The sequence below is a fragment of the Pseudoalteromonas sp. NZS11_1 genome (assembly GCF_015864275.1).
GTDB lineage: Bacteria > Pseudomonadota > Gammaproteobacteria > Enterobacterales > Alteromonadaceae > Pseudoalteromonas > Pseudoalteromonas arctica.
The window spans coordinates 22916-45622 of the sequence record NZ_JADYXK010000021.1 but is presented as its reverse complement, the minus strand read 5'-3'; the positions used below and the strand labels follow the sequence as shown (position 1 = coordinate 45622).

General features: G+C 40.5%; 23 protein-coding genes. All 23 read left to right on the top strand.

Annotated features, from left to right (window positions below; translation table 11 throughout):
• The first annotated feature begins 80 nt into the window (after positions 1–80).
• Entirely contained in the window at positions 81–1193 is a 1113-nt protein-coding gene (locus I6F44_RS14465) for a sensor histidine kinase (protein WP_121953971.1), read from the top strand.
• A complete protein-coding gene (locus I6F44_RS14460) occupies positions 1190–2656 on the top strand; it encodes a sigma-54-dependent transcriptional regulator (RefSeq protein WP_121953970.1) in 1467 nt (488 codons plus the stop codon). The genes I6F44_RS14465 and I6F44_RS14460 overlap by 4 nt, the downstream gene beginning before the upstream one ends.
• Before the next feature lie 156 nt (positions 2657–2812).
• On the top strand, positions 2813–3145 hold the full coding sequence (fliE, locus tag I6F44_RS14455) for a flagellar hook-basal body complex protein FliE (protein WP_007581879.1): 333 nt from the start codon (positions 2813–2815) through the stop codon (positions 3143–3145).
• A gap of 20 nt (positions 3146–3165) precedes the next feature.
• Complete coding sequence (fliF, locus tag I6F44_RS14450) at positions 3166–4881, top strand: flagellar basal-body MS-ring/collar protein FliF (protein WP_121953969.1); 1716 nt, start codon at positions 3166–3168, stop codon at positions 4879–4881.
• Positions 4874–5914: a flagellar motor switch protein FliG gene (gene fliG, locus I6F44_RS14445; protein WP_010553910.1), complete on the top strand. Its 1041-nt coding sequence runs from the start codon at positions 4874–4876 to the stop codon at positions 5912–5914. Before fliF ends, fliG begins: the two co-directional genes overlap by 8 nt.
• Positions 5915–5917: 3 nt before the next feature.
• Positions 5918–6724, top strand: coding sequence for a flagellar assembly protein FliH (gene fliH / locus I6F44_RS14440; protein ID WP_165721589.1), 807 nt, complete (start codon positions 5918–5920; stop codon positions 6722–6724).
• 18 nt (positions 6725–6742) lie between these two features.
• Positions 6743–8077 (top strand): flagellar protein export ATPase FliI, encoded by a 1335-nt coding sequence (gene fliI, locus I6F44_RS14435; protein ID WP_024589949.1) that lies wholly within the window; start codon positions 6743–6745, stop codon positions 8075–8077.
• Complete coding sequence (gene fliJ, locus I6F44_RS14430; protein ID WP_197174031.1) at positions 8077–8523, top strand: flagellar export protein FliJ; 447 nt, start codon at positions 8077–8079, stop codon at positions 8521–8523. The genes fliI and fliJ overlap by 1 nt, the downstream gene beginning before the upstream one ends.
• An 89-nt stretch (positions 8524–8612) precedes the next feature.
• Positions 8613–10745, top strand: coding sequence for a flagellar hook-length control protein FliK (locus tag I6F44_RS14425; protein ID WP_197174030.1), 2133 nt, complete (start codon positions 8613–8615; stop codon positions 10743–10745).
• A gap of 57 nt (positions 10746–10802) precedes the next feature.
• Positions 10803–11330, top strand: coding sequence for a flagellar basal body-associated protein FliL (gene fliL, locus I6F44_RS14420; protein WP_024592742.1), 528 nt, complete (start codon positions 10803–10805; stop codon positions 11328–11330).
• A gap of 9 nt (positions 11331–11339) precedes the next feature.
• On the top strand, positions 11340–12431 hold the full coding sequence (gene fliM / locus I6F44_RS14415; RefSeq protein ID WP_024592743.1) for a flagellar motor switch protein FliM: 1092 nt from the start codon (positions 11340–11342) through the stop codon (positions 12429–12431).
• A 20-nt stretch (positions 12432–12451) separates the two neighbouring features.
• On the top strand, positions 12452–12850 hold the full coding sequence (gene fliN, locus I6F44_RS14410; RefSeq protein WP_007585803.1) for a flagellar motor switch protein FliN: 399 nt from the start codon (positions 12452–12454) through the stop codon (positions 12848–12850).
• A complete protein-coding gene (gene fliO / locus I6F44_RS14405; RefSeq protein WP_007377952.1) occupies positions 12847–13230 on the top strand; it encodes a flagellar biosynthetic protein FliO in 384 nt (127 codons plus the stop codon). Before fliN ends, fliO begins: the two co-directional genes overlap by 4 nt.
• 4 nt (positions 13231–13234) lie before the next feature.
• Positions 13235–13975 (top strand): flagellar type III secretion system pore protein FliP, encoded by a 741-nt coding sequence (gene fliP / locus I6F44_RS14400; protein ID WP_165725378.1) that lies wholly within the window; start codon positions 13235–13237, stop codon positions 13973–13975.
• Between the two features lie 40 nt (positions 13976–14015).
• Complete coding sequence (gene fliQ, locus I6F44_RS14395; RefSeq protein WP_002959325.1) at positions 14016–14285, top strand: flagellar biosynthesis protein FliQ; 270 nt, start codon at positions 14016–14018, stop codon at positions 14283–14285.
• Positions 14286–14287: 2 nt separating this feature from the next.
• Positions 14288–15067 (top strand): flagellar biosynthetic protein FliR, encoded by a 780-nt coding sequence (fliR, locus tag I6F44_RS14390; RefSeq protein WP_007585805.1) that lies wholly within the window; start codon positions 14288–14290, stop codon positions 15065–15067.
• Between the two features lie 9 nt (positions 15068–15076).
• Complete coding sequence (gene flhB, locus I6F44_RS14385; RefSeq protein ID WP_007585806.1) at positions 15077–16207, top strand: flagellar biosynthesis protein FlhB; 1131 nt, start codon at positions 15077–15079, stop codon at positions 16205–16207.
• Between the two features lie 72 nt (positions 16208–16279).
• Positions 16280–18391, top strand: coding sequence for a flagellar biosynthesis protein FlhA (gene flhA, locus I6F44_RS14380; RefSeq protein ID WP_010553901.1), 2112 nt, complete (start codon positions 16280–16282; stop codon positions 18389–18391).
• 21 nt (positions 18392–18412) lie between these two features.
• The gene (gene flhF, locus I6F44_RS14375) at positions 18413–19894 is read left to right on the top strand and encodes a flagellar biosynthesis protein FlhF (protein ID WP_197174029.1); all 1482 of its coding nucleotides are present in this window, start codon (positions 18413–18415) and stop codon (positions 19892–19894) included.
• Positions 19887–20747 carry a MinD/ParA family ATP-binding protein gene (locus tag I6F44_RS14370; protein ID WP_007585809.1) on the top strand — a complete coding sequence of 287 codons (861 nt, stop codon included), beginning with the start codon at positions 19887–19889 and terminating at the stop codon, positions 20745–20747. Before flhF ends, I6F44_RS14370 begins: the two co-directional genes overlap by 8 nt.
• Before the next feature lie 26 nt (positions 20748–20773).
• Positions 20774–21484, top strand: a complete 711-nt coding sequence (locus I6F44_RS14365; protein ID WP_007585810.1) for an RNA polymerase sigma factor FliA — start codon at positions 20774–20776, stop codon at positions 21482–21484.
• Positions 21485–21524: 40 nt separating this feature from the next.
• Complete coding sequence (cheY, locus tag I6F44_RS14360; protein ID WP_008132609.1) at positions 21525–21908, top strand: chemotaxis response regulator CheY; 384 nt, start codon at positions 21525–21527, stop codon at positions 21906–21908.
• Between the two features lie 17 nt (positions 21909–21925).
• Positions 21926–22699: a protein phosphatase CheZ gene (locus I6F44_RS14355; RefSeq protein ID WP_007585814.1), complete on the top strand. Its 774-nt coding sequence runs from the start codon at positions 21926–21928 to the stop codon at positions 22697–22699.
• Positions 22700–22707 lie beyond the last annotated feature (8 nt).

Here is a 22707-nt window from a genome sequence, read left to right as displayed (position 1 = left end):
ACTTAATGATAAGTATGTAAATAAATTTTGGTATAAATCGTGCATTTAGACATGTATCTACATCAATTCGAGATTTGATTATGGCCCTTGCTAGCGTGCTAAAACCACAGTTTTTTTCTGCAAATCAGTATAACCCATGTTTACTTCAAGAGGAGTACATTGGTGAATTAAGCGATCTGCGCAAGCAAGCAAGTTGGCTTTCACATTTGGTTGATACCATGCCAGCAGGCGTGGTTGTACTTGATGGCAAAGGCTTGATTGCAAAAGCGAATCAAATAGCGATTGATATGCTTGGCGAGCCACTTGAAGGCGAACGCTGGTTTAATGTTATTCAGCGCTCTTTTAGGCCACATCAAGACGATGGTCACGAAGTGTCTTTAAAAGATGGGCGCTTAATAAAACTTGATATTACCGCTTTAGCCCCAGAGCCTGGGCAACTTATTTTAATGACGGATTTAACCGAAACTCGCCGTTTACAAAAACGTGTTGCACATATGCAGCGATTAAGCGCGCTGGGTAAAATGGTTGCATCATTAGCGCATCAAGTACGTACGCCGCTCTCAGCCGCTATGCTGTACGCTGCTAATTTAGGATCAAAGCGCTTACCCGAAGCATCTCGCGATAACTTTCAAACAAAGTTAATGTCGCGTTTAAAAGATTTAGAAACTCAAGTAAACGACATGCTGTTATTTGCCAAAAGTGGCGATCAGCAAGTTGTTGAGCAAGTTTCAATGCAGCAGCTTTTAACAGAAGTTAAAGCAGGTGCTGATGCGATGGTCGCACTTAATGAAAGTGAGCTGGATGTAAGCTTACCAGAGCCAGATATACAAATAGTCGGTAATAAAACGGCATTGGCCAGTGCTATCCAAAATCTTGTGCACAATAGTATTCAAGTTATTGGCGGCGGTGCAAAAGTAAAAATTAGCGCACAAAGAGATTTAAAAGATTTAGATATGGTTCGTATTAGCGTGAGCGACAATGGCCCAGGTGTTGATTTAAGCCAAAGCGATAAAATTTTTGAACCATTTTTTACTACCAAAAGTCAGGGCACAGGTTTAGGGCTTGCTGTAGTGAGTTCGGTGGCTAGTGCGCACCAAGGCCGTGTTGATGTGACCAATAATACGCAGGGTGGTGCCTGCTTTAGCTTGTTACTGCCTATTAAGGCAAAATCTAAACTAGAGGGTTCATTATGAGTAACACTATTTTAGTTGTTGAAGATGACGCCGGTCTTCGTGAAGCCTTAATAGATACCCTTGAAATGTCGGGTATTGAATGTGTTGCAGCTAACAGTGCTGAGCAAGCAATGTTACTGCTTAAAAAAGATCAATTTTCGCTTGTTGTAAGCGACGTGCAAATGGGCGCAATGAGTGGACTTGATTTACTACGCAGTATTAAATTAAACCACCCTGATTTACCTGTATTGATGATGACGGCGTACGCCACAATTGACGATGCGGTAGAAGCCATGCGCCTAGGTGCAATTGACTACATGGCTAAACCATTTGCACCTGAAGTGCTGTTAAATATGGTGAGCCGTTATTTGCCTGAAAAAGCAAAAGAAACCGACGGACCTATTGTTGCCGACCCAACTAGTATTCAATTATTGGAGCTTGCAAGTAAAGTAGCACGCTCTGATGCAAGTGTAATGGTACTTGGCCCAAGTGGTTCAGGTAAGGAGGTACTTGCTCGTTATATTCATGATAAGTCGAGCCGATGTAATGAGCCATTTGTGGCGATTAACTGCGCGGCTATTCCTGAAAATATGCTCGAAGCCACGTTATTTGGTTACGAAAAAGGGGCTTTTACGGGCGCGATTCAAGCATGTCCGGGTAAGTTTGAGCAAGCACAAGGCGGTACTATTTTACTTGATGAAATTACTGAGATGGACTTAGGGCTACAAGCTAAACTTTTACGCGTACTGCAAGAGCGTGAAGTAGAGCGTTTAGGGGGTCGTAAAACAATCCAGCTCGATGTACGTATTTTGGCAACCAGTAATCGTGATTTAAAAGAAGCTGTGTCTGAAAATCAGTTTAGAGAAGATTTATATTACAGGCTTAATGTTTTTCCACTTATGTGGCGACCATTGAGCCAACGCCCTGGCGATATTATTGTATTGGCTAAGCATTTAATTGAGCGCCATATAAGTAAAAGCAAAGAGCCCATGGCATATTTAGATAAAGCTGCCGAGCAAAAGTTACTGGCTCACGCGTGGCCTGGTAATGTGCGCGAGCTTGATAACGTTATACAACGTGCGCTTATACTGCGAAGTGGCGATACAATAAACGAGCATGCTATTTTTATCGAAAACTTAGTATCTAATAACTTTGTTATGGAGCCATCATTGGCACCAGCGCAAACAGTATCGCCAACAGAATTAGCTCACGCAGATAAAGGCGTTGATAAAAGCACGCTAAGCTCTGCATATTATGATGAAAAATTGCATGCCGAGGATGAGCCCAAACAAGGTTTACTTGCGGCAGATACCGGTAGCTATAAAGATGAGCTTAAAGACAAAGAGCATCGCATTATTTTAGAAACCCTTGCACGTTGCCAAGGCAAGCGTAAAGACGTTGCCGAAACGTTGGGCATAAGCCCACGCACTTTACGTTATAAACTAGCGCAAATGCGCGATTTAGGTATTTCACTTCCTGCATAACCTCCTATAAACCCTGAGTTTGCGCTGCGAACTTAGGGTTGTCAAAACTCTGACTAACACAAACTAAAGTTAACCTATTGTATTTTAATGATTAATTATTTGGCATGCTTTGTGCTTTATTACTTATAAGAGTTCACTGCGTGTCAGAGATAAATTATGAAAATTCAAAACAGTGCTGTATTTCAAGAAATGCAATCAATGGCTTTAGAAGCCGGCCGTAATAATCAAATAAATAAATTGCCGACTCAAGTTCAACCTACTTCTACTTCCCAGTTTGGCGACATGCTAAGTGATGCACTAAATTCAGTGCATGGATTACAACAAGATGCCGCTCAAAAAGTAACAGCAGTTGAGATGGGTGATCGAAGTGTATCGCTTGCTGAGGCGATGATTGCTTCTCAAAAATCGTCAGTTGCTTTTGAGGCTACAGTACAGGTTCGTAATAAACTTGTTGAAGCTTATAAAGAAATCATGAACATGCCTGTTTAATTAGGTAGTGGAGAATTATTGTGGCGCAATCTAACCAATCTACAGACCTAGCACTTGCTGGTGGCGGTATTGACCAAAGTGGTGGTGATGATCAACAAGAACAAAAGTCAGGCTACTTAAGTGCTTTAAATGGTGTTGATGTATTGCGCCAAGTAACATTGGTTATAGCATTGGCTATTTGTTTAGCTATCGCAATTTTCATTATTATTTGGGCTCGTCAGCCAGATATGCGCCCGTTAGGTAAAATGCAAACTGAAGAGCTTATTCAAACGCTCGACTTTTTAGATGCGCAACAAATTGAATATCAACTAGATGGCAACGTTGTATCGGTTGATGAAAGCGAATACCAAAACATTAAATTGTTAATGACCCGCGAAGGGTTAGAGCAAGGGCCAGCGTCGGGCTCTGATATAATTATGCAAGATATGGGCTTTGGTGTAAGCCAACGTTTGGAGCGTGAGCGCCTAAAACATGGTCGTGAACAGCAATTAGCACGCACAATTGAAGAGCTTAACAACATTACTCGCGCCAAAGTATTGTTAGCCATTCCTAAAGAAAACGTATTTGCGCGTAGAGAGAAAAAACCATCAGCAACTGTTGTATTAACGCTTAAGCGTGGTCGCTCACTCGACCGTGAAGAAGTAGATTCTGTTGTTGATATGATTGCCTCGGCAGTACAGGGTTTAGAGCCTATGCGAGTTACTGTTACCGATCAAAATGGTCGATTACTAAATTCAGGTTCGCAAAGCTCATTAGCAGCACGCTCTCGTAAAGAATACGACTTAGAACGTAAGCGCGAACAAGAGTACCTTGAAAAAATAGACAGTATTTTAATACCGGTTGTTGGGCTTGCAAACTATACAGCTCAAGTTGATTTGAGTATGGACTTTAGCTCGATTGAGGAAACTCAAAAGCGTTATAACCCAGACCTACCAGCGGTTAGAAGCGAAACCACATTTGAAGAAAATAACATTGGCGGCCTAGCTGTTGGTATTCCAGGTGCGCTTACAAATCAGCCACCGTTAAACTCGAACATTCCTGAGGTTGCGGGGCAAGGTGGTGCAGGCACTGCTACTTCTCCAACACGCAGCCACAAAGAAGCTACACGTAATTATGAACTCGATACAACCATTTCGCACAAGCGCCAGCAAAGTGGTGTAATACGTAGAATAAGTGTGTCTGTTGCTGTTGACTACATTGCTAAAGTGGGAGAAAACGGTGAAACAACCATGACTCCACGCTCGGTAGAGGCATTGTCAAATATTCGTCGCTTACTACAAGGTGGTGTAGGTTTTGATATGCAACGTGGTGATGCACTTGAAGTCGTAACAGTGCCGTTTGTACGTGAAGAAACAAATTTAGCAATAGAAGTGCCACTGTGGGAACAAGACTGGTTTATGAAAATGGCCCGCCTTGTATTAGGCGCCTTAGTTATCATTGTATTGATAATGGCAGTAGTAAAACCAATGCTTAAACGCTTAATTTACCCAGACGATACACTAGAAGAATACGACGAAGATGCATTAAGTTCGGGCGTAGATATTGGCGACAACACGCTTGATATGCTAAATAAAGACTTTGATTCTGCTTCGGTTGGTTTCTCAAGTGATGGTACACTGCAGTTACCGGATTTACATGGTGACGAAGATTTACTTAAAGCAATTCGTGCCCTTGTAGCTAACGAACCAGAACTATCATCACAAGTAGTCAAAGCGTGGTTAACAGAAGATGACTGATCAAGAACAAAAACAACTCCCGCCAGCCTTTGATGTTGATAAGCTAGATGGGGTAGATAAAGCCGCTATATTACTTTTGAGTTTATCAGAAGAAGATGCCGCGCAAATCCTTAAACACTTAGAACCTAAACAGGTGCAAAAAGTGGGTATGGCGATGGCTGGGTTACAGGACTTATCACAAGCCAAGATTAGCGCTGTACACAACTTGTTTATAGAACAAATTCAAAGCTTTAGTACCATTGGTTTTCAGTCAGAAGACTTTATTAAAAAAGCGCTTACAGCAGCACTTGGTGAAGACAAAGCCGCTAGCCTTATTGACCAAATTGTTATGGGCTCAGGCGCTAAAGGCTTGGATTCATTAAAATGGATGGACTCTAAACAGGTCGCTAGTATTATTCGCAATGAGCATCCACAAATTCAAACTATTGTATTATCGTACTTAGAGCCAGAACAGTCAGCTGAAATTATTTCTCAGTTTCCTGAAAAAGTACGCTTAGATTTAACCATGCGGATTGCAAACCTTGAAGAAGTTCAGCCTGCAGCACTGCAAGAGCTAAACGAAATAATGGAAAAACAATTTGCCGGCCAAGCAGGTGCGCAAGCTGCTAAAATGGGTGGTTTGAAGGCTGCAGCAGATATTTTAAATTACCTTGATACTAACGTTGAAGGGCAGTTAATGGACTCTATTCGTGAGCATGATGAAGAGATGTCGCAGCAAATTCAAGACTTAATGTTTGTGTTTGAAAACTTAATGGATGTTGAAGACCGTGGTATTCAAGCAATCCTACGAGAAGTACAACAAGACGTACTAATGAAAGCAATTAAGGGTGCTGATGATGCACTTAAAGATAAAATACTAGGTAATATGTCTAAGCGTGCAGCCGAAATGCTTGCTGATGATTTAGAAGCAATGGCACCGGTACGTATAAGCGAAGTAGAAGCGGCGCAAAAAGAGATTTTATCGACAGCGCGTCGTTTATCTGACTCGGGTGAAATTCAGCTGGGCGGCGGCGGTGGCGAGGAGTTCCTGTAAACCATGAGCAAACTCAAAGGACGCACACTTCGAGCTGATGAAGCAGATGAGCTACTAAAAAACTGGGCAATACCGGATGTAGCACCAGATGAGAGCAGCTTTGGCAATCGCTCTACAGCTTATGGCACACCGCTTAGTGAGCTGTACAAAAAAGAATTAGCTGAAGAAATGCCAATTGATGAGCCGCAAGAACCAGAACTCCCTGCGCTTACCATGGTTGAGCTTGAACGCATTAGACAAGACGCGTACGAAGAAGGGCTTAAGCAAGGTCATGAGCAAGGCTACATAGACGGTTTTGAAAAAGGCGTTGGCGAAGGTAAAGAAGCAGGCTACAAAGAAGGCTTAGAGCAAGGTAAAACACAAGGCCTTGAAGATGTAAAACCATTAATTGAAGAGCAGTTAACAAGTTTAAAAACCATTTTAGAGGGGTTAACTGCACCGCTAGATAAAGTGGACGAACAAGCCGAGAAGCAATTAGTACAACTTGCTAGCATGTTGGCGGAAGCTGTTATTTATCAAGAAGTAAAAACATCGCCTGATGTAATTTTACATACGTTAAAGCAAAGTATTGATTCACTTAATGCGGAGCAAGAAAAAGTACGAATCCATTTAAACCCCGAAGACTTAGAACTCATAAAAGAGAGCTACGGCGAACAAACCATTATTGATAATAACTGGCAATTAATGGCAGAGCCCACTCTTGAGCGCGGTGGCTGTGAAGTTAAAACAGCGCAATCATCACTCGATATGACCCTTAAAACACGTGTCAAAGAAACGTTGGATAGTTTTTTGCATAATAGTGGTATCTAACTATTTTATTGGCGTGTTATGTCAACTCAACGTGCACCTTTAAGCGAACGCTTATCTCAATATCAACAACATATTAAAACCCCGGCGCCTGCTGTGGCAGGTATTTTAACGCGTGTTGTTGGCCTTACCCTTGAGGCAAGAGGTTTACGTGCACCCGTTGGTAGCCAATGTAAAATAGAAACTATGAACGGCTTTGTAGACGCCGAAATAGTCGGTTTTAACGATCAAACTTTGTACTTAATGCCTAACGACCACATCTCTGGTGTATTACCTGGTGCGCGTGTTATTCCTCAAGTTAATAATTTAGGTTTGCCTGTAGGGATGAGTTTATTAGGCCGCGTGGTGGATGGTTTAGGGCGACCGCTAGATGGCTTAGGTAAAATTAATGCTGAGCATCATTTAAAGTTTGCGCAAAATACTATAAACCCGCTTTCAAGAAGACCAATCACTAAGCCTATGGATGTAGGTGTGCGTGCTATTAACTCGGTTATCACAGTAGGGCAAGGCCAGCGTATGGGCTTATTTGCAGGCTCTGGTGTGGGTAAATCAGTACTTCTCGGTATGATGACCCGAGGTAGCGAAGCCGATGTAATTGTTGTTGGCTTAGTGGGGGAGCGTGGCCGCGAAGTAAAAGAATTTATTGAAGAAATACTCGGTGTAGAAGGGCGTAAACGTTCAGTTGTTGTCGCAGCGCCTGCTGATTCATCACCACTTATGCGTTTAAAAGGCTGTGAGAGCGCCGTAACTATTGCAGAGTATTTTAGAGATCAGGGTTTAAACGTATTATTGTTACTCGATTCGGTAACACGTTATGCAATGGCACAACGTGAAATTGCACTTGCTGTTGGCGAGCCGCCCGCTACAAAGGGTTATCCGCCTTCAGTGTTTGCTAAATTACCTGCGCTGGTGGAGCGTGCTGGTAATGGCGGTGAAGGGCAAGGTTCAATTACTGGCTTTTTTACGGTGTTGAGTGAAGGCGATGATATGCAAGATCCTATTGCTGATGCAGCGCGAGCTATATTAGATGGCCACATTGTACTATCGCGTGATTTAGCTGACAGTGGGCACTATCCCGCTATAGATATTGAAAAGTCGATTTCGCGTGTTATGCCTCAAGTTGTTTCTGAGCCGCATATGCAACAAGCCCGAGTGCTTAAACAAGTGTATTCAATGTATCAACAAAACAAAGACATGATTACTTTAGGCGCTTATCAAAAAGGGACCGATCAAATGCTCGACCAAGCTATAAATATGATGCCAAGAGTGAATGCATTTTTACAACAAGGTATGCGAGATGTCATTAGTTACGATGATGGTCTGCAAGGTCTTGCTCAGTTACTAGGACAAGCATAATGGCCAAAAACAAACTCGATTTATTGCTCAAAATTGAAAATGATAAAGAAGAAAATTTGCGCATGAGTTACTTACAAGCTAATCAAAACTTGCAATCGAATCAACAAAAGCTACAAGGTTTAAACAATTTTAGACTTGAATACTCTCAGCAGTTACACCTAAAAGGTAAGTCGGGTTTATCTAGTGCGGGGTTTGGTCAGTACCATGCTTTTATAGCTAAAATTGAAGAGGCAATTCGCCAACAAGCAAGTACCGTAAATACCGCTAAGCAAGTTGTTACTCAACGTAAAACTCTATGGCTTAAGCAGCAAATTAAAGCTAAAGCAGTTGCCAAACTAATCGAAAATCAAAAACTCAAAGCAAATGCGTTAATAGCTAAAAATGAGCAAAAAATGTTAGATGAATTTTCAGCTAATCAGTTTTTTCAACGTCGTAAAGCTTTGTAATTCAGGCACGTTAATTGCTTTGTTACTTAGTGGAATTCAACTTTTGGCGGTATGCGGTGGCATATTGCCGTAATGGTATTAGGTGATTTATGGCGATGAATAACATTTCGTTTTTAGTTTCTTCTGAAAAAGATTCACTGTTAGCTTTTAAAGACAATAGCTTAGCTAATGGCGGAGAAAATTTAGGCGATGAATTTTTAAGTCAGCTAAACGAAGCGCATAACTCTATGGAGCCTTTGCTTAAAGGCAATAAAAATCCCGATGCCGAAAACTCTATTGCCATACCTAAGCATAAACAGCCAGAAGAAAATGAAAATCTGAGCGTAAAGCTAGATGAAGTAACAACAGACGAAGTTACTTTTGTGTCTGTTGAGATGCTTGATCAAATTAATTCAGCACAAGCAATGAGCACTTCGGTCAATAAGCCGTCCGATGCAACTAACAGTTTAGAATCAGAAAATGCAGAGCTAGAAGCTACACAAGCAGAGAATACCAAAATAGAAAACACAGAAATAGAGAATACACAATTACAAAGCACACCAATAATTGCATCCACTAATACAAGTGATGAAGTATCGGCTGAAGAAGCGAATACAGCCAGTGTAGTGAAAAATCCAATTGCCACTAATGTAGACTCTAAAACGGCTAAATTAACTGATTCAAAAAGCGATAGCTTAAGCTCACTACCTTTAAATTCATTACCATTAAATGAAGGCAAGCATCGTAAAAGTGGTGTTGCTGAAGCTATTGAAGGGCCATTAAATTCTATAAATAAAAAGCCCGATGACAGCATTGGGCCCATAGTTGATGATGCTGAATTAGTTTCAATGGATTTAAAGGAGCAGTTAGCTCAAGGGAAACCCGTTGATAAAAACTTAAAAAATATAGTGTTGCCAACACCAGTACCTACGCCAGCAGCTGCATCTGTAGAGACACCTCCTTTAACTGAATCAGAAACGATACAAGTAAGTTCACAGACATCTGAGATTGAAAAAGGCGCAGCAATAGATACGTTAATTGCTAAAGATGCAAGCTTAATTAAAGCTAATAATGTTATTGCTAGTTTAACGCCTGAACAGCGCTCACAACTTAACGCGCAAGTTAAAGTATTAGAAAATACTGATTCAGCCAGTAACGCAACTAGTAACACTTCAAATCTTAAGCAAATGCTTGCGCAATTTATTACTGATAACGAAAAAACGCAGAGCACGAGCACGGTAACAAAACACTCTTTTAGCGCAGAAATCAATTCACTTAATACAACTGAAAAACAAAGCTTATTAACGCAATTAAACGCTTATATTAAAACAGAGCAACCTAGAGACGAGCAATTGGCAGTGCTTCAGCAAACTGTTAATGAATTAAAAGCCTCAATTGAAATAGGGCTTGTCGATACCGCTAAGACCGACTCAAAAACGTTTGTAGCGTCAGAGACTCCTAATACAGTATATAATCCACAAAAGTTAAGCTTAAAGACATCGACAAACGAAGGGGCTGATTTAAATAAAGTCGTAACAACCTCAACTAAGGGTGATGATTTATTAAAATCACTTGAAGAATTACAAAAAGATGGCCTTAAAAAAATAACTGCAGAACAAACCCCTGCACGCGTAGCACAAGTATTTACGCAAATTACAGCTGCTTTAAATACTCAGCAAGTGAGCACATTAAGCCAATACGACTCATTAAGTTACGAGCAGAGCTTACTTGATACCCAAATAATACAAACTCAACAATTACAAAGAACATCGCAAGTTAAGCAAATAAGTATTGATCCTGGTGTAATGCAAGCAATTAATATTGTTAAAAGTGATGCAGCTAAATTATTGCAAGAGCGCGTTAGCTCAATGTTAAGCATTAATAATAAAGAAGCAGAAATTCGCCTAGATCCTCCCGAAATGGGCAGTATGCAAATACGTATTCGTAGCGATGCAGAACAAGCACATATAAACTTTGTAGTACAAAACCAGCAAGCCAAAGAAGCACTTGAACAATCAATGCCGCGCTTACGTGAAATGTTAGCGCAACAAGGGTTAGAGCTTGGTGAAAGTACTATTTCTTATGGGCAATCAGGTGGCGAAACTGCTGAGCAAAGTGAGAGTGGACCCCAAGGTAATATGGCTAATAATAAGTCAGTTAATGATGAAAACGACGAGCAAGCAAATAACACTGCACAAAGTTCTCGACAACAAACTTCATCATCAATAGATTACTATGCCTAAGTGCTGCTATTATAATAACTAAAACAAGCAAGTACCTTTGCGATTAAAGGAATCATGATGGCTGAAGAAACAAGTTTAGAAATTGAAGAAACCGGTAAAAGTAAAAAGAAACTAATAATAATCATAGTAGCTGTACTACTTATTGTAGTTGGTGCTGCGGGTTACTTTTTTATGTCGGGTTCGGATGCGTCAGTTGAAACCTTAGATGAAGAAGCGGGAATCTCTGCAGAACTGTCAACCGGATTTGGTGATTCAGCTGAGATAGGCAGTGCTTTATATGTGTCAATGCCACGCCCATTTGTATTTAACGTGCCTGGCTCAAGTCGCGACAGGATTGTGCAAATTAAAGTACAGTTACTGGTACGTGGCGAAGTAAATGAAGAAACAGCTAAAAAACACATTCCATTAATAGAAGGTACGCTATTAAGTGTGTTTTCTACTACAACAGCCGATGAGTTAAGTACGAGTACGGGCAAAGAAACACTTCGTTTTTCTGCACTTGAAAAGGTACAGGAAGCTTTAATGGATGTTGAAGGCAGCAAAGTAATTGAGCGGGTATTGTTTACCGGCTTTGTAATGCAATAAGGGGTTAGCGTGAGCGATTTATTATCCCAAGACGAAATTGATGCGCTATTACATGGCGTTGATGACGTTGAAGAGGAAGATATACACGACGGTGAAGATGGCGGGGGAGGTACGCTTCAGTACGATTTTTCTTCGCAAGATCGGATCGTGCGTGGTCGTATGCCGACGCTGGAAATTGTTAATGAACGCTTTGCTCGTCATATGCGAATTAGCCTATTTAACATGATGCGCCGCACCGCAGAGGTGTCTATTAACGGCGTGCAAATGATTAAGTTTGGCGAGTATATTCATACTTTATTTGTTCCAACCAGCTTAAATATGGTGCGTTTTAGACCTTTAAAAGGCACTGGCCTGATTACCATGGAAGCACGACTTGTGTTTATTTTGGTAGATAACTTTTTTGGTGGTGACGGGCGTTATCATGCAAAAATAGAAGGCCGAGAATTTACCCCAACAGAGCGCCGAATTGTACAAATGCTCCTTAAAATAATCTTTGAAGATTATAAAGAAGCTTGGGCACCGGTTATGGATGTATCGTTTGAATATCTCGATTCTGAAGTAAACCCAGCTATGGCTAATATTGTAAGCCCAACTGAGGTTGTGGTTATTAGTTCTTTCCATATTGAGCTCGATGGCGGCGGTGGCGATTTTCATATTGCACTTCCGTATTCAATGCTTGAGCCAATTCGAGAGCTGTTAGATGCGGGTGTTCAGTCTGATACTGAAGATACTGATTTACGTTGGAGCAAAGCGCTTCGCGATGAAATAATGGATGTAGAGGTTGAAATATCAACTCAGTTACTTGAAGTTGATTTAACCTTAAAACAAATTATGGAACTCAAAGCCGGTGATATTATTCCGGTTGAAATGCCTGAGCATATAACCGTGTTTGTTGAAGAACTACCTACATTTAGAGCTAAAATGGGTCGCTCTCGCGATAATGTTGCGCTTCAAATTAGTGAAAAAATTAAACGACCTGATTCAGTTAAATCTGAGCTGCATGTATTTACCAAAGGCGGCAAGAAAATTGACTCAGATGCAGAATTAGCAGAACTAGAAGATGATTTACACCTCTCTGACGGTGTAGACTTAGACTGGTAATTGATTAAAAGGTTAAAAGTATGAGCGATGATCAAGACACAATGGATGAATGGGCTGCAGCATTAGCAGAAGCCGAAGCTCCAGATGATAGTAGCGAAGCACATGTTGCAGAGCTTGATGAGTTAAGTGATTCAAAACACGAAATGAGTGGCGATGAAAAACGAAAACTCGACACTATTTTAGATATCCCCGTTACTATTTCAATGGAAGTAGGACGCTCTAAAATTAATATTCGTAACTTATTGCAACTTAACCAAGGCTCTGTTGTTGAGCTTGACCGTGTTGCGGGCGAGCCGCTAGACGTGCTAGTTAACGGTACTTTGATAGCCCATGGTGAAGTAGTTGTAGTAAACGACAAGTTTGGTATTCGCTTAACTGACGTGATAAGCCAAGTAGAGCGGATCAAAAAACTACGATGAGCTTATTAGTTGCTTTAACGAGTTCCGTTTTTTCAAAAGCAGATGTGGCAACACCAACTGGAGATATACTCTCTATGGTGCTGTCGCTTGTAATGGTGCTAGTACTAATTATTGTGCTGGCATTTTTTGTTAAAAAGCTTAATCCAAATTTAGCAAACAGCGATGAATTTAAAGTAGTCAGAAGTCTACCTTTGGGTTCTCGCGAGCGTTTAATGGTTGTTGAGATAGATAATGCTCAGCATTTACTTGGTGTAACTCCCCACAGTATTAATTATTTACACAAGTTAGAAACCCCATTAAGTGAAAAAGAACTACCTGAACTCGCTAAACGATTTGGTAAACTTTTAAACCCGCAATCAAACCAAAATAAAAAGAATTAAACCTATGACAAAGTGGCTGCTTATTATTTTTGCCATGGTGTTTGTACCAAATGTAAGCGCAGAAGGAATTGATGCGCTTACTATTACAACAAACGCTGATGGCACACAAGATTACTCAGTAACGTTACAAGTTTTAGCAATTATGACGGCGCTGAGTTTTATACCGGCTGCCATAATTATGATGACCTCCTTTACACGAATAATTGTTGTACTCGCCATTTTGCGCCAAGCGATTGGTTTGCAGCAAACACCGTCGAACCAAGTGTTATTAGGGATGTCGCTTTTTCTAAGTATTTTTATAATGTCGCCTATTTATCAGCAGGTAAACGAGCGAGCTATAGAACCTTACTTAAATGAGCAGGTTACTTCAGTACAAGCTTTAGAGCTGGCTAAAGAGCCAATGAAAGCCTTTATGCTTTCTCAAGTGCGTCTCAAAGACTTAGAAACGTTTGCTAAAATTGCCGGTTATGATCAGCTAGATTCGCCGCAAGACACACCGTTAATAGTGCTTATACCCGCCTTTGTAACCAGCGAATTGCAAACCGCATTTATAATAGGGTTTATGTTTTTTATCCCATTTTTAATTGTTGATTTAGTGGTCGCCTCGGTATTAATGGCGATGGGTATGATGATGCTTTCACCCATGATTGTGTCCTTACCGTTTAAAATTATGTTATTTGTACTTGTAGACGGCTGGAGCTTAGTGATGGGTACCTTAGCCAAAAGCTTTGGTTTAGGGACTTAGTATGCAAAGCATTAACATGACCCAACAATAGGAGTACAACATGGAACCGGAAATTTTTGTTGATATCCTAAGTGACGCTCTTTTTTTAGTTATTAAGCTGGTGTCTGCAATTGTAGTCCCAGGCTTAATTATTGGTTTAGTTGTTGCCGTGTTTCAGGCTGCAACGTCTATCAATGAACAAACATTGAGCTTTTTACCTCGTTTATTAATTACCATTAGTGCGCTTATTGTGGGTGGGCATTGGCTTACTCAAGAGCTAATGGACTTTTTTACTCGCCTAGTATTACTTATTCCTGAAATTGCAGGTTAAACGTGGAATACCCCTTTGCTGTCGTTATTCAATGGTTGAGCGATTTTTTGTTGCCGCTGGTACGCATTAGCTCAATGATTATGATTATGGCTGGTTTGGGGGCTAAAAATGTTCCTACACGTATAAAAATGGGTTTATCGGTTGTTGTAACTTTTGTTGTAGTTCCTGTTCTGCCGCCAGCTACATTCACTAATTTATTTTCGTTTGAGATGATTTTAGTCGTTATTCAACAAATGCTGATTGGTGTTGCTATTGGTTTTGCATCTATACTTTTACTAAATACTTTTGTGTTAGCAGGGCAAATACTCGCGATGCAAACCGGTTTAGGTTTTGCTTCGGTTATTGACCCTTCTAATGGTGCGAGTGTGCCTGCTGTGGGCCAGTTTTTCCTTATTTTGGCGACGCTATTATTTTTTGCTTTTAACGGTCATTTAATGATGATTCAAATGGTGGTGCATAGTTTTCAAGTGCTACCCATTGATGGCACATGGTGGTCTGTAGATCATTACTGGGACATAGTGACCTGGGGTGGCTGGATGTTTACTACAGCACTGGTACTCTCACTTGCACCGCTTACCGCGATGCTCGTTATTAATATGTCGTTTGGTATTATGACGCGTGCAGCACCGCAATTAAATATTTTCTCTATTGGTTTTCCGTTTACCTTGGTAGCGGGACTTATTATTATTTGGGCGACACTAGGTAACTTTGTTACTCAGTTTGAGTTTCAATGGTTAAAAATGGTTGAGCTAATGTGTACTTTAGTTGGTTGCTCACCTTAGGAGAAAGTCATGTCTGAAGACTCAGGACAAGAAAAAACAGAAGAACCCACATCCAAAAAGCTTGAAGAATCTAAAAAGAAAGGCCAAATAGCGCGCTCAAAAGAGCTAGGTACCATGTTTGTACTTATTTTTTCGGCTATATCGCTTTTGATGTATGGGCCAGAAATTGGCAAAGGTTTATACAATGTCATGGGCCGAACCCTTAGCTTAAATCGCAACGAAGCCTTTGATACTACTAAAATGTTTGCCGTATGGGGAGAGGTTGCAGACGCGTTAATGTTTCCTATGGCTATGTTTGTATTAATTATAGTTTTGGCTGCATTTATTGGTAATACGTTACTAGGTGGTTTTAACTTTAGCTGGGAAGCTGCTGCACCTAAAGCAAGTAAAATGTCGCCAATGAAAGGTTTTAAACGTATGTTTGGCCCGCAAGCGGCTATTGAGCTTGTAAAGTCACTTTTAAAATTTGGCTTGGTTGCAAGTTTTGCTATATTTTTAATTAATACCTATTTTGATGAAATACTGCATTTAAGTTTAGAAAGTGCACCGGGTAATATTATCCATGCCTTAGAGATTTTAGGCTGGATGTTTTTAGGTCTTTCGTGCACTTTAATTATTATTGCGGCTATTGATGCACCATTTCAAAGTTATAACCATAACAAACAACTTAAAATGACAATGCAAGAGATTAAAGATGAGTATAAAAACTCTGAAGGTGATCCACAAATAAAAGCGCGTATTAGGCAAACTCAAAGGCAAATGTCGCAAAACCGTATGATGCAAGATGTCCCTGACGCTGATGTTATTGTTACCAACCCAACTCACTACTCAGTGGCATTAAAATACGATACAGAGCGCGCAGGAGCGCCAATAGTGCTTGCTAAAGGTATTGATGAAATGGCGATGCAAATTAGAAAAGTAGCAATAGGGAATGAAGTACCTATTTTAGAATCCCCTATGTTGACCCGAGCGCTTTATCATACGGCTGAAGTAGGAGAGCAAATACCCGATCAGCTATTTACTGCAGTAGCGCAAGTTTTAGCGTATGTATTTCAGCTTAAGCGCTTTAATAAAGGGCGCGGAAAACGCCCAACTAAGCTCAATAACAAGCTCCCAATCCCCGATGCCTACAAGTATTAAACCGTTAACTTAGTAACTTGGAATAGTTATTGCTAATTCTACGTAGTGTCAATTTTTTGAAATTGTAGAATTATGAGTTTTAAAGCGGTATTACAACAACTTAACAGAGACAAAAAAGACTATGCCAAAGGGGTAGGTACTCCTTTGCTTGTGCTTGCAGCCTTGGGAATGGTGATCTTACCGTTACCGCCATTTTTACTCGATATCCTTTTCTCGTTTAATATTGCCCTCGCATTAGTGGTTTTACTCGTGACTGTTTACACGATGAAGCCGGTTGAGTTTGGTATATTCCCCTCTGTATTACTAATTGCTACGATTATGCGCTTAGCGCTTAACGTTGCCAGCACTCGAGTTGTATTACTTGAAGGTCATAATGGTGGTGATTCTGCCGGTAAAGTAATTGAAGCGTTTGGCTCCGTGGTTATTGGTGGTAACTACGCAGTTGGTTTGGTCGTATTTTTAATTCTGATCATTATTAACTTTGTGGTAATTACTAAAGGTGCTGGGCGTATTTCTGAGGTATCTGCACGTTTCACCCTTGATGCAATGCCGGGTAAACAAATGGCAATTGACGCCGATTTAAACGCTGGTTTTATCAGTGCTGAGCAAGCGCGTGACCGCCGCGAGGAAGTAACTCGCGAAGCCGATTTTTACGGCTCAATGGATGGTGCGAGTAAATTTGTAAAAGGCGATGCCATTGCAGGTATTGTTATATTAATCATCAATATTGTTGGTGGTTTATTTGTCGGTATGATTCAACATAATTTGAGTTTTGGCAACGCAATGGAAGTATATACATTACTTACCATTGGTGATGGCTTAGTTGCTCAACTCCCTTCTTTACTGCTTTCAATTGGTACCGCGATTGTTGTAACACGTCAAAATGAGTCGCTCAATATGGGTGACCAATTTAAGAAACAACTAGGTAACGAAAAATCACTCTTTATTGCTTCAGGTATTTTGATCATCATGGGTTTAGTGCCTGGTATGCCGCATTTTGCTTTTTTAAGTTTAGGTGCGTTATTGGGTTATTTAGCTTACTACACACAGCAAACTAAGTTAAAAGCCGCTGCAGCAGAAGCCGAAGAAGCCGCCAGTGGCGGAAGCGCTGCAACAGGTATTGCCAATAAACAAGAACAAAAAGAACTTGGTTGGGATGATGTTCAGCAGGTTGACGTAATTGGCCTAGAAGTAGGTTACAGATTAATTCCGTTGGTAGATCAATCTCAAGGTGGTGAGCTACTTAATCGTATTAAAGGTGTACGTAAAAAGCTTTCTCAAGAACTTGGTTTTTTAGTACCACCTGTTCATATTCGCGATAATTTAGAGCTTGATCCAAATGCTTACAGAATAACGCTAATGGGTGTTTCAACCGGTGAAAGCGAACTTAAACATGGCGACGAGCTAGCGATTAACCCAGGGCAAGTATTTGGTCCTATTAAAGGGGTTGAAACTAAAGATCCTGCGTTTGGCCTTGATGCAGTATGGATCAAGCCTGATCAAAAAGATGAAGCGCAATCACTAGGTTATACCGTTGTAGATTCAGCCACGGTAGTCGCCACTCATATTAGCCAGTTATTAACTAACAGTGCGGCGTTGCTACTAGGGCATGAAGAAGTTCAAAACCTGCTTGATATGCTTGCTAAAAGCCATCCTCGCTTAGTAGAAGGACTAGTACCTGATGTGTTGCCATTAACTGCAATTGTAAAAGTACTGCAAAATTTATTGAATGAAGGTGTAGCTATTCGCGATATGCGCTCAATTGTTCAAACCCTTGTTGAGTATGGTCCGCGTAGCCAAGACCCTGATGTATTAACGGCTGCAGTGCGTATTTCTCTGCGTAGGTTAATTGTTCAAGATGCGGTTGGTATGTCATCAGAAATCCCTGTCATAACCTTGGCACCTGAGTTGGAACAGATGTTGCATCAGTCATTACAAAATGCAGGCGATGAAGGTGCCGGTATTGAGCCTGGACTTGCAGAGCGACTTCAAGTGTCATTGACACAAGCGCATCAAAATCAAGAAATGGCCGGTGAACCTTCTATATTGCTAACGTCAGGAATGTTACGCACTGTGTTATCTCGTTTTGTTAAGTACACCATTCCAGGATTGAGAGTGATGTCTTATCAAGAGGTACCAGACGAAAGACAGATCAAGATTGTTAGCTCTGTAGGCCAACAATAAGATTTTAACAGGGGTTGAATCATGAAAATTAAACGTTTTTTTGCTAAAGATATGCGCACAGCACTTAAAGAAGTTAAAGATGAGTTAGGTGTTGATGCGGTTATTATGTCAAATAAGAAGCTGGCTAACGGTGTAGAAATTGTAGCGGCAGTTGATTATGACAAAGCAGCCCCTAAAGTAGCAGCGCAACCACAACGTACTGCAGAGCCGCGTGCTCAAGTACCACACCAAAGTATGCATAATTTTGTAAAACCAGAGCCTCAGCGTGCCAAACCAGAGCCGCAGGCAAAAGTGGCTGACAGCCTACAAGCTTTATTAGAGCGCCAATCACCGCGTCCTCGCTCCCCTGAACTTGCATCAATGTTTTCACAATCAGGTATTGATACTACCGATAACTATCAAGAACCAGTTATGGAACAGCGTACTAAAAATATGTTTGCTCCTGAAAATGCAGCGCCAGTTCGTTCACAAACTCAAGCGGATAGCTTAGGTTTTGATGATTTAGACAGCGACTTTGATGATTTAGATAGTCCAGTAACTGCTCGCCAACAAACACCCAATAATGAAAGCGAAGAAATGACAACAATGCGTGAAGAAATGAACGCAATTCGTCAATTACTTGAGCATCAAGTATCAGGCTTAATGCAGCAAGATATGGCGCGTCGCGATCCAACACGCGCTTGCATGGTTGACCGCTTAGTCGGTATGGGTATTGATAAAGAAGTAGCGCAACAAATGGCATGTTTTGTACCTGATGATGTATCTCGTAAGCAAGGCTGGAAAGCGTTGTTAACGATGGTCGAAGATCAAATGCAAACAACCAATAATGAAATACTTCGCCAAGGTGGTGTATATGCGTTAGTGGGTCCAACAGGTGTTGGTAAAACAACAACAGTTGCTAAGCTTGCAGCTTTAGGCGCACAAAAATATGGCGCTGATAAAGTGGCCTTAATAACCACTGATACATACAGAATTGGTGCATATGAACAGCTTGCTACTTACGGCCGTATTATTGGTTGTGGTGTAAAGCAAGTTAAAGATGCTAATGAATTAGCTGAAGTTTTATATCATTTACGAAATAAACGTCTAGTATTAATTGATACAGCAGGTATGAGTCAGCGAGATTTACGTTTAACTGAGCAGTTAAACACGTTAATGCGTAACCAACGTGTGGATATTCGCAGCTACTTAGTACTAAGCGCAACGGCACAAATTAATGTATTACAAGAAACAGTACGTCACTTTAAAAAAGTACAGTTAAGTGGTTGTATTTTCACTAAGTTAGATGAATCATTAAGTTTGGGTGAGATTATTAGTATTGCGATTCAAAATCGCCTCCCAATAGGGTATCTTACTAACGGTCAACGAGTGCCAGAAGATATTCGTGTTGCAAATGCTGAAAAACTAGTGAAAAAGGCTGAGCAGTTATATTTAAAAAGAACAAAAGCACAACATTCAAGGCACCAAGCAGTGGCGCCAAGTACAGTAGGGATGTATGATTAACACAGTATTAGATCAAGCAAGCGGCCTGCGCAAAATGAGTCAAAACAATAACAACGGCGTAAAAGTTATCGCTGTAACCGGTGGTAAAGGTGGGGTGGGGAAAACAAATGTTTCTCTAAATACCGCTATTGCACTAGGGCAACAAGGTAATAGAGTATTAGTGCTGGATGCTGACTTAGGTTTAGCAAACTGTGATGTGATGCTTGGTTTACGTGTAGAGCGCAATTTATCACACGTTTTGTCAGGTGAATGTGAGCTTGACGAGATTTTAGTTGAAGGGCCTGCTGGTATTAAAATTGTACCCGCTACATCGGGCTCGCAAAGTATGGTTGAACTATCGCCATCTGAGCATGCCGGGCTAATTCGTGCATTTAGCGAATTGAATACCGAATTTGATATTTTAATTGTAGATACAGCCGCTGGTATTTCAGACATGGTGCTAAGCTTCTCACGAGCAGCACAAGATGTAATGGTTGTAGTGTGCGATGAACCAACATCAATAACCGATGCTTACGCACTTATTAAAGTATTAAGCCGCGAGCACGGTGTTTATAAGTTCAAAATTGTTGCCAATATGGTCCGCAGCATGCGTGAAGGCACTGAATTGTTTGCAAAACTATCTAAAGTTACCGATCGCTTTTTAGATGTTTCAATGGAGCTAGTAGCAACGGTTCCTTATGACGAAAATATGCGTAAAGCAACACGTCGCCAAAAGGTGATTGTTGAGCTCTTTCCAAGTTCGCCAGCCGCTCTCGCGTTTAAAGCGCTGGCGACAAAAGCAGTTAAATGGCCAATACCAAATCAACCATCTGGGCATTTAGAGTTTTTCATTGAGAAACTAGTAAACGGCTAATTATGACAACATTGGTGAATAGAGCTATGGGATATCAATCAACACAAAACTTAAATGTGATTGTTGAGAAACATGCATCGCTTGTTAAAAAAGTGGCATGTCATCTAATTGCTCGATTACCACCTAGCGTTCAGCTTGATGATTTAATTCAATCAGGAATGATAGGTTTAATAGAAGCTTCAAAAAACTTTGATGCAACAAAAGGCGCAAGCTTTGAAACCTTCGCCGGTATTCGTATTCGCGGGGCTATGCTTGATGAAATGCGCCGTGGTGATTGGGCTCCTCGTTCAGTACACCGTAAAAGCCGACAAGTTGCAGAAGCAATTACTGGGCTCGAAAGCAGTCTGAATCGCGAACCAACAGATACAGAAGTTGCTGAAAAACTTGAAATTTCACTCAATGAGTACCATCATATTTTAAATGATGTTAATACCAGTAAAGTATTAGGCATAGAAGACCTTGGTGTAGATGAGGATGTTATTACTCCCGTAGGCCAAGATTTAGCGCTAGACAAACCTTTTAATAATGTTAAAAATGATCGGTTTAATGAGTCTTTGCTAAATGCAATAAAGTCATTACCAGAGCGTGATGCAATGGTACTTTCTTTATACTATAACGATGAAATGAATTTAAAAGAAATAGGACATATACTCGATGTAAGCGAATCGCGTGTAAGTCAGATACATGGTCAGGCGATGATTAAGCTTAAAGCTAAAATCAATGACTGGATAAACTAGTAGTAAGTAAACTAAGGTTAATACCTCACTGGGGGATGTTTTGGATAAAAACATGAAAATTCTTGTAGTTGATGATTTTTCAACGATGAGACGAATTATAAAAAACCTATTACGTGACTTAGGTTTCACTAATGTTCAAGAAGCTGATGACGGGTCTACAGCTTTGCCTATGTTACAAAATCAAGTATTTGATTTTGTGGTTACAGATTGGAATATGCCGGGAATGCAAGGTATTGACCTTTTAAGAGCAATTCGTGCAGATGATAAGTTAAAACATATCCCTGTATTGATGGTAACGGCAGAAGCTAAAAAAGAACAAATAATTGCTGCAGCGCAAGCTGGCGTTAATGGTTATATTGTTAAGCCATTTACAGCTGGAACATTAAAAACTAAATTAGAAAAAGTATTTGAACGCTTAGGCTAATGATGGGGGAGAGGCTTATGTCAGCACCAGCTGCGCCTCAAATAACGTTAGAACAAGCTCGTCAACTCGTCATTTATTTAGAAAACGATGAGCAAGATAAAGCTAATCAGTTGATTTTAGAGACAGCTTCGCAAGAGCAGTCTAAATTATTTGCTGAAGTTGGGAAGTTGACTCGTCAACTGCACGAAGCACTTAAAAGCTTTGAGCTTGATACTCGCTTAACTAACATAACGACAGATGCGATTCCAGATGCTAAAAAGCGGCTTAATTATGTTATAGAAATGACAGAAAATGCGGCTAATAAAACAATGGATGCTGTTGAGGCTAGTTTACCTATAGCTCAGCAACTTGCAGATGAAATATCTCATATCAAACCGACATGGGATCGTTTAATGAGCCGGGAGATTGAGCTTGGTGAGTTTAAACAACTTTGCCATAGTATCGATAAGTTTATGAATAACTCTCATCATAAAACGGATGAGCTTCAAAGCTTAATGACAAATGTACTAATGGCTCAAGACTATCAAGACTTAACAGGTCAAGTTATTCGCCGTGTTATAGAACTTGTTAGAGAAGTAGAAGAAAGCTTACTTCATCTTTTAACAGCGTTTGCTGAACAAGATGACAGTGACAACACAGCGAATAAAGTAGAACAACAAAAAATAAAAGAACCAGTTGCCACACAAACTTTAGCAGGTCCTGAAGGCCCTATTATTGATAAAGAATCGCGTAATGATGTTGTGTCTGATCAAGATGAAGTCGATGATCTTTTATCAAGTTTGGGCTTCTAAGAGGAGAG

Excerpts from the sequence above, each read along its gene's own strand:
- I6F44_RS14355 (WP_007585814.1), top strand. The coding sequence starts at position 21,926 with ATGTCAGCACCAGCTGCGCCTCAAATAACGTTAGAACAAGCTCGTCAA.
- fliJ (WP_197174031.1), top strand. The coding sequence starts at position 8,077 with ATGGCCAAAAACAAACTCGATTTATTGCTCAAAATTGAAAATGATAAA.
- flhF (WP_197174029.1), top strand. The coding sequence starts at position 18,413 with ATGAAAATTAAACGTTTTTTTGCTAAAGATATGCGCACAGCACTTAAA.
- fliI (WP_024589949.1), top strand. The coding sequence starts at position 6,743 with ATGTCAACTCAACGTGCACCTTTAAGCGAACGCTTATCTCAATATCAA.
- fliN (WP_007585803.1), top strand. The coding sequence starts at position 12,452 with ATGAGCGATGATCAAGACACAATGGATGAATGGGCTGCAGCATTAGCA.
- fliQ (WP_002959325.1), top strand. The coding sequence starts at position 14,016 with ATGGAACCGGAAATTTTTGTTGATATCCTAAGTGACGCTCTTTTTTTA.
- fliH (WP_165721589.1), top strand. The coding sequence starts at position 5,918 with ATGAGCAAACTCAAAGGACGCACACTTCGAGCTGATGAAGCAGATGAG.
- I6F44_RS14465 (WP_121953971.1), top strand. The coding sequence starts at position 81 with ATGGCCCTTGCTAGCGTGCTAAAACCACAGTTTTTTTCTGCAAATCAG.
- flhB (WP_007585806.1), top strand. The coding sequence starts at position 15,077 with ATGTCTGAAGACTCAGGACAAGAAAAAACAGAAGAACCCACATCCAAA.
- I6F44_RS14425 (WP_197174030.1), top strand. The coding sequence starts at position 8,613 with ATGGCGATGAATAACATTTCGTTTTTAGTTTCTTCTGAAAAAGATTCA.
- fliO (WP_007377952.1), top strand. The coding sequence starts at position 12,847 with ATGAGCTTATTAGTTGCTTTAACGAGTTCCGTTTTTTCAAAAGCAGAT.
- flhA (WP_010553901.1), top strand. The coding sequence starts at position 16,280 with ATGAGTTTTAAAGCGGTATTACAACAACTTAACAGAGACAAAAAAGAC.
- fliE (WP_007581879.1), top strand. The coding sequence starts at position 2,813 with ATGAAAATTCAAAACAGTGCTGTATTTCAAGAAATGCAATCAATGGCT.
- fliG (WP_010553910.1), top strand. The coding sequence starts at position 4,874 with ATGACTGATCAAGAACAAAAACAACTCCCGCCAGCCTTTGATGTTGAT.
- I6F44_RS14365 (WP_007585810.1), top strand. The coding sequence starts at position 20,774 with ATGGGATATCAATCAACACAAAACTTAAATGTGATTGTTGAGAAACAT.
- fliL (WP_024592742.1), top strand. The coding sequence starts at position 10,803 with ATGGCTGAAGAAACAAGTTTAGAAATTGAAGAAACCGGTAAAAGTAAA.
- fliP (WP_165725378.1), top strand. The coding sequence starts at position 13,235 with ATGACAAAGTGGCTGCTTATTATTTTTGCCATGGTGTTTGTACCAAAT.
- I6F44_RS14460 (WP_121953970.1), top strand. The coding sequence starts at position 1,190 with ATGAGTAACACTATTTTAGTTGTTGAAGATGACGCCGGTCTTCGTGAA.
- I6F44_RS14370 (WP_007585809.1), top strand. The coding sequence starts at position 19,887 with ATGATTAACACAGTATTAGATCAAGCAAGCGGCCTGCGCAAAATGAGT.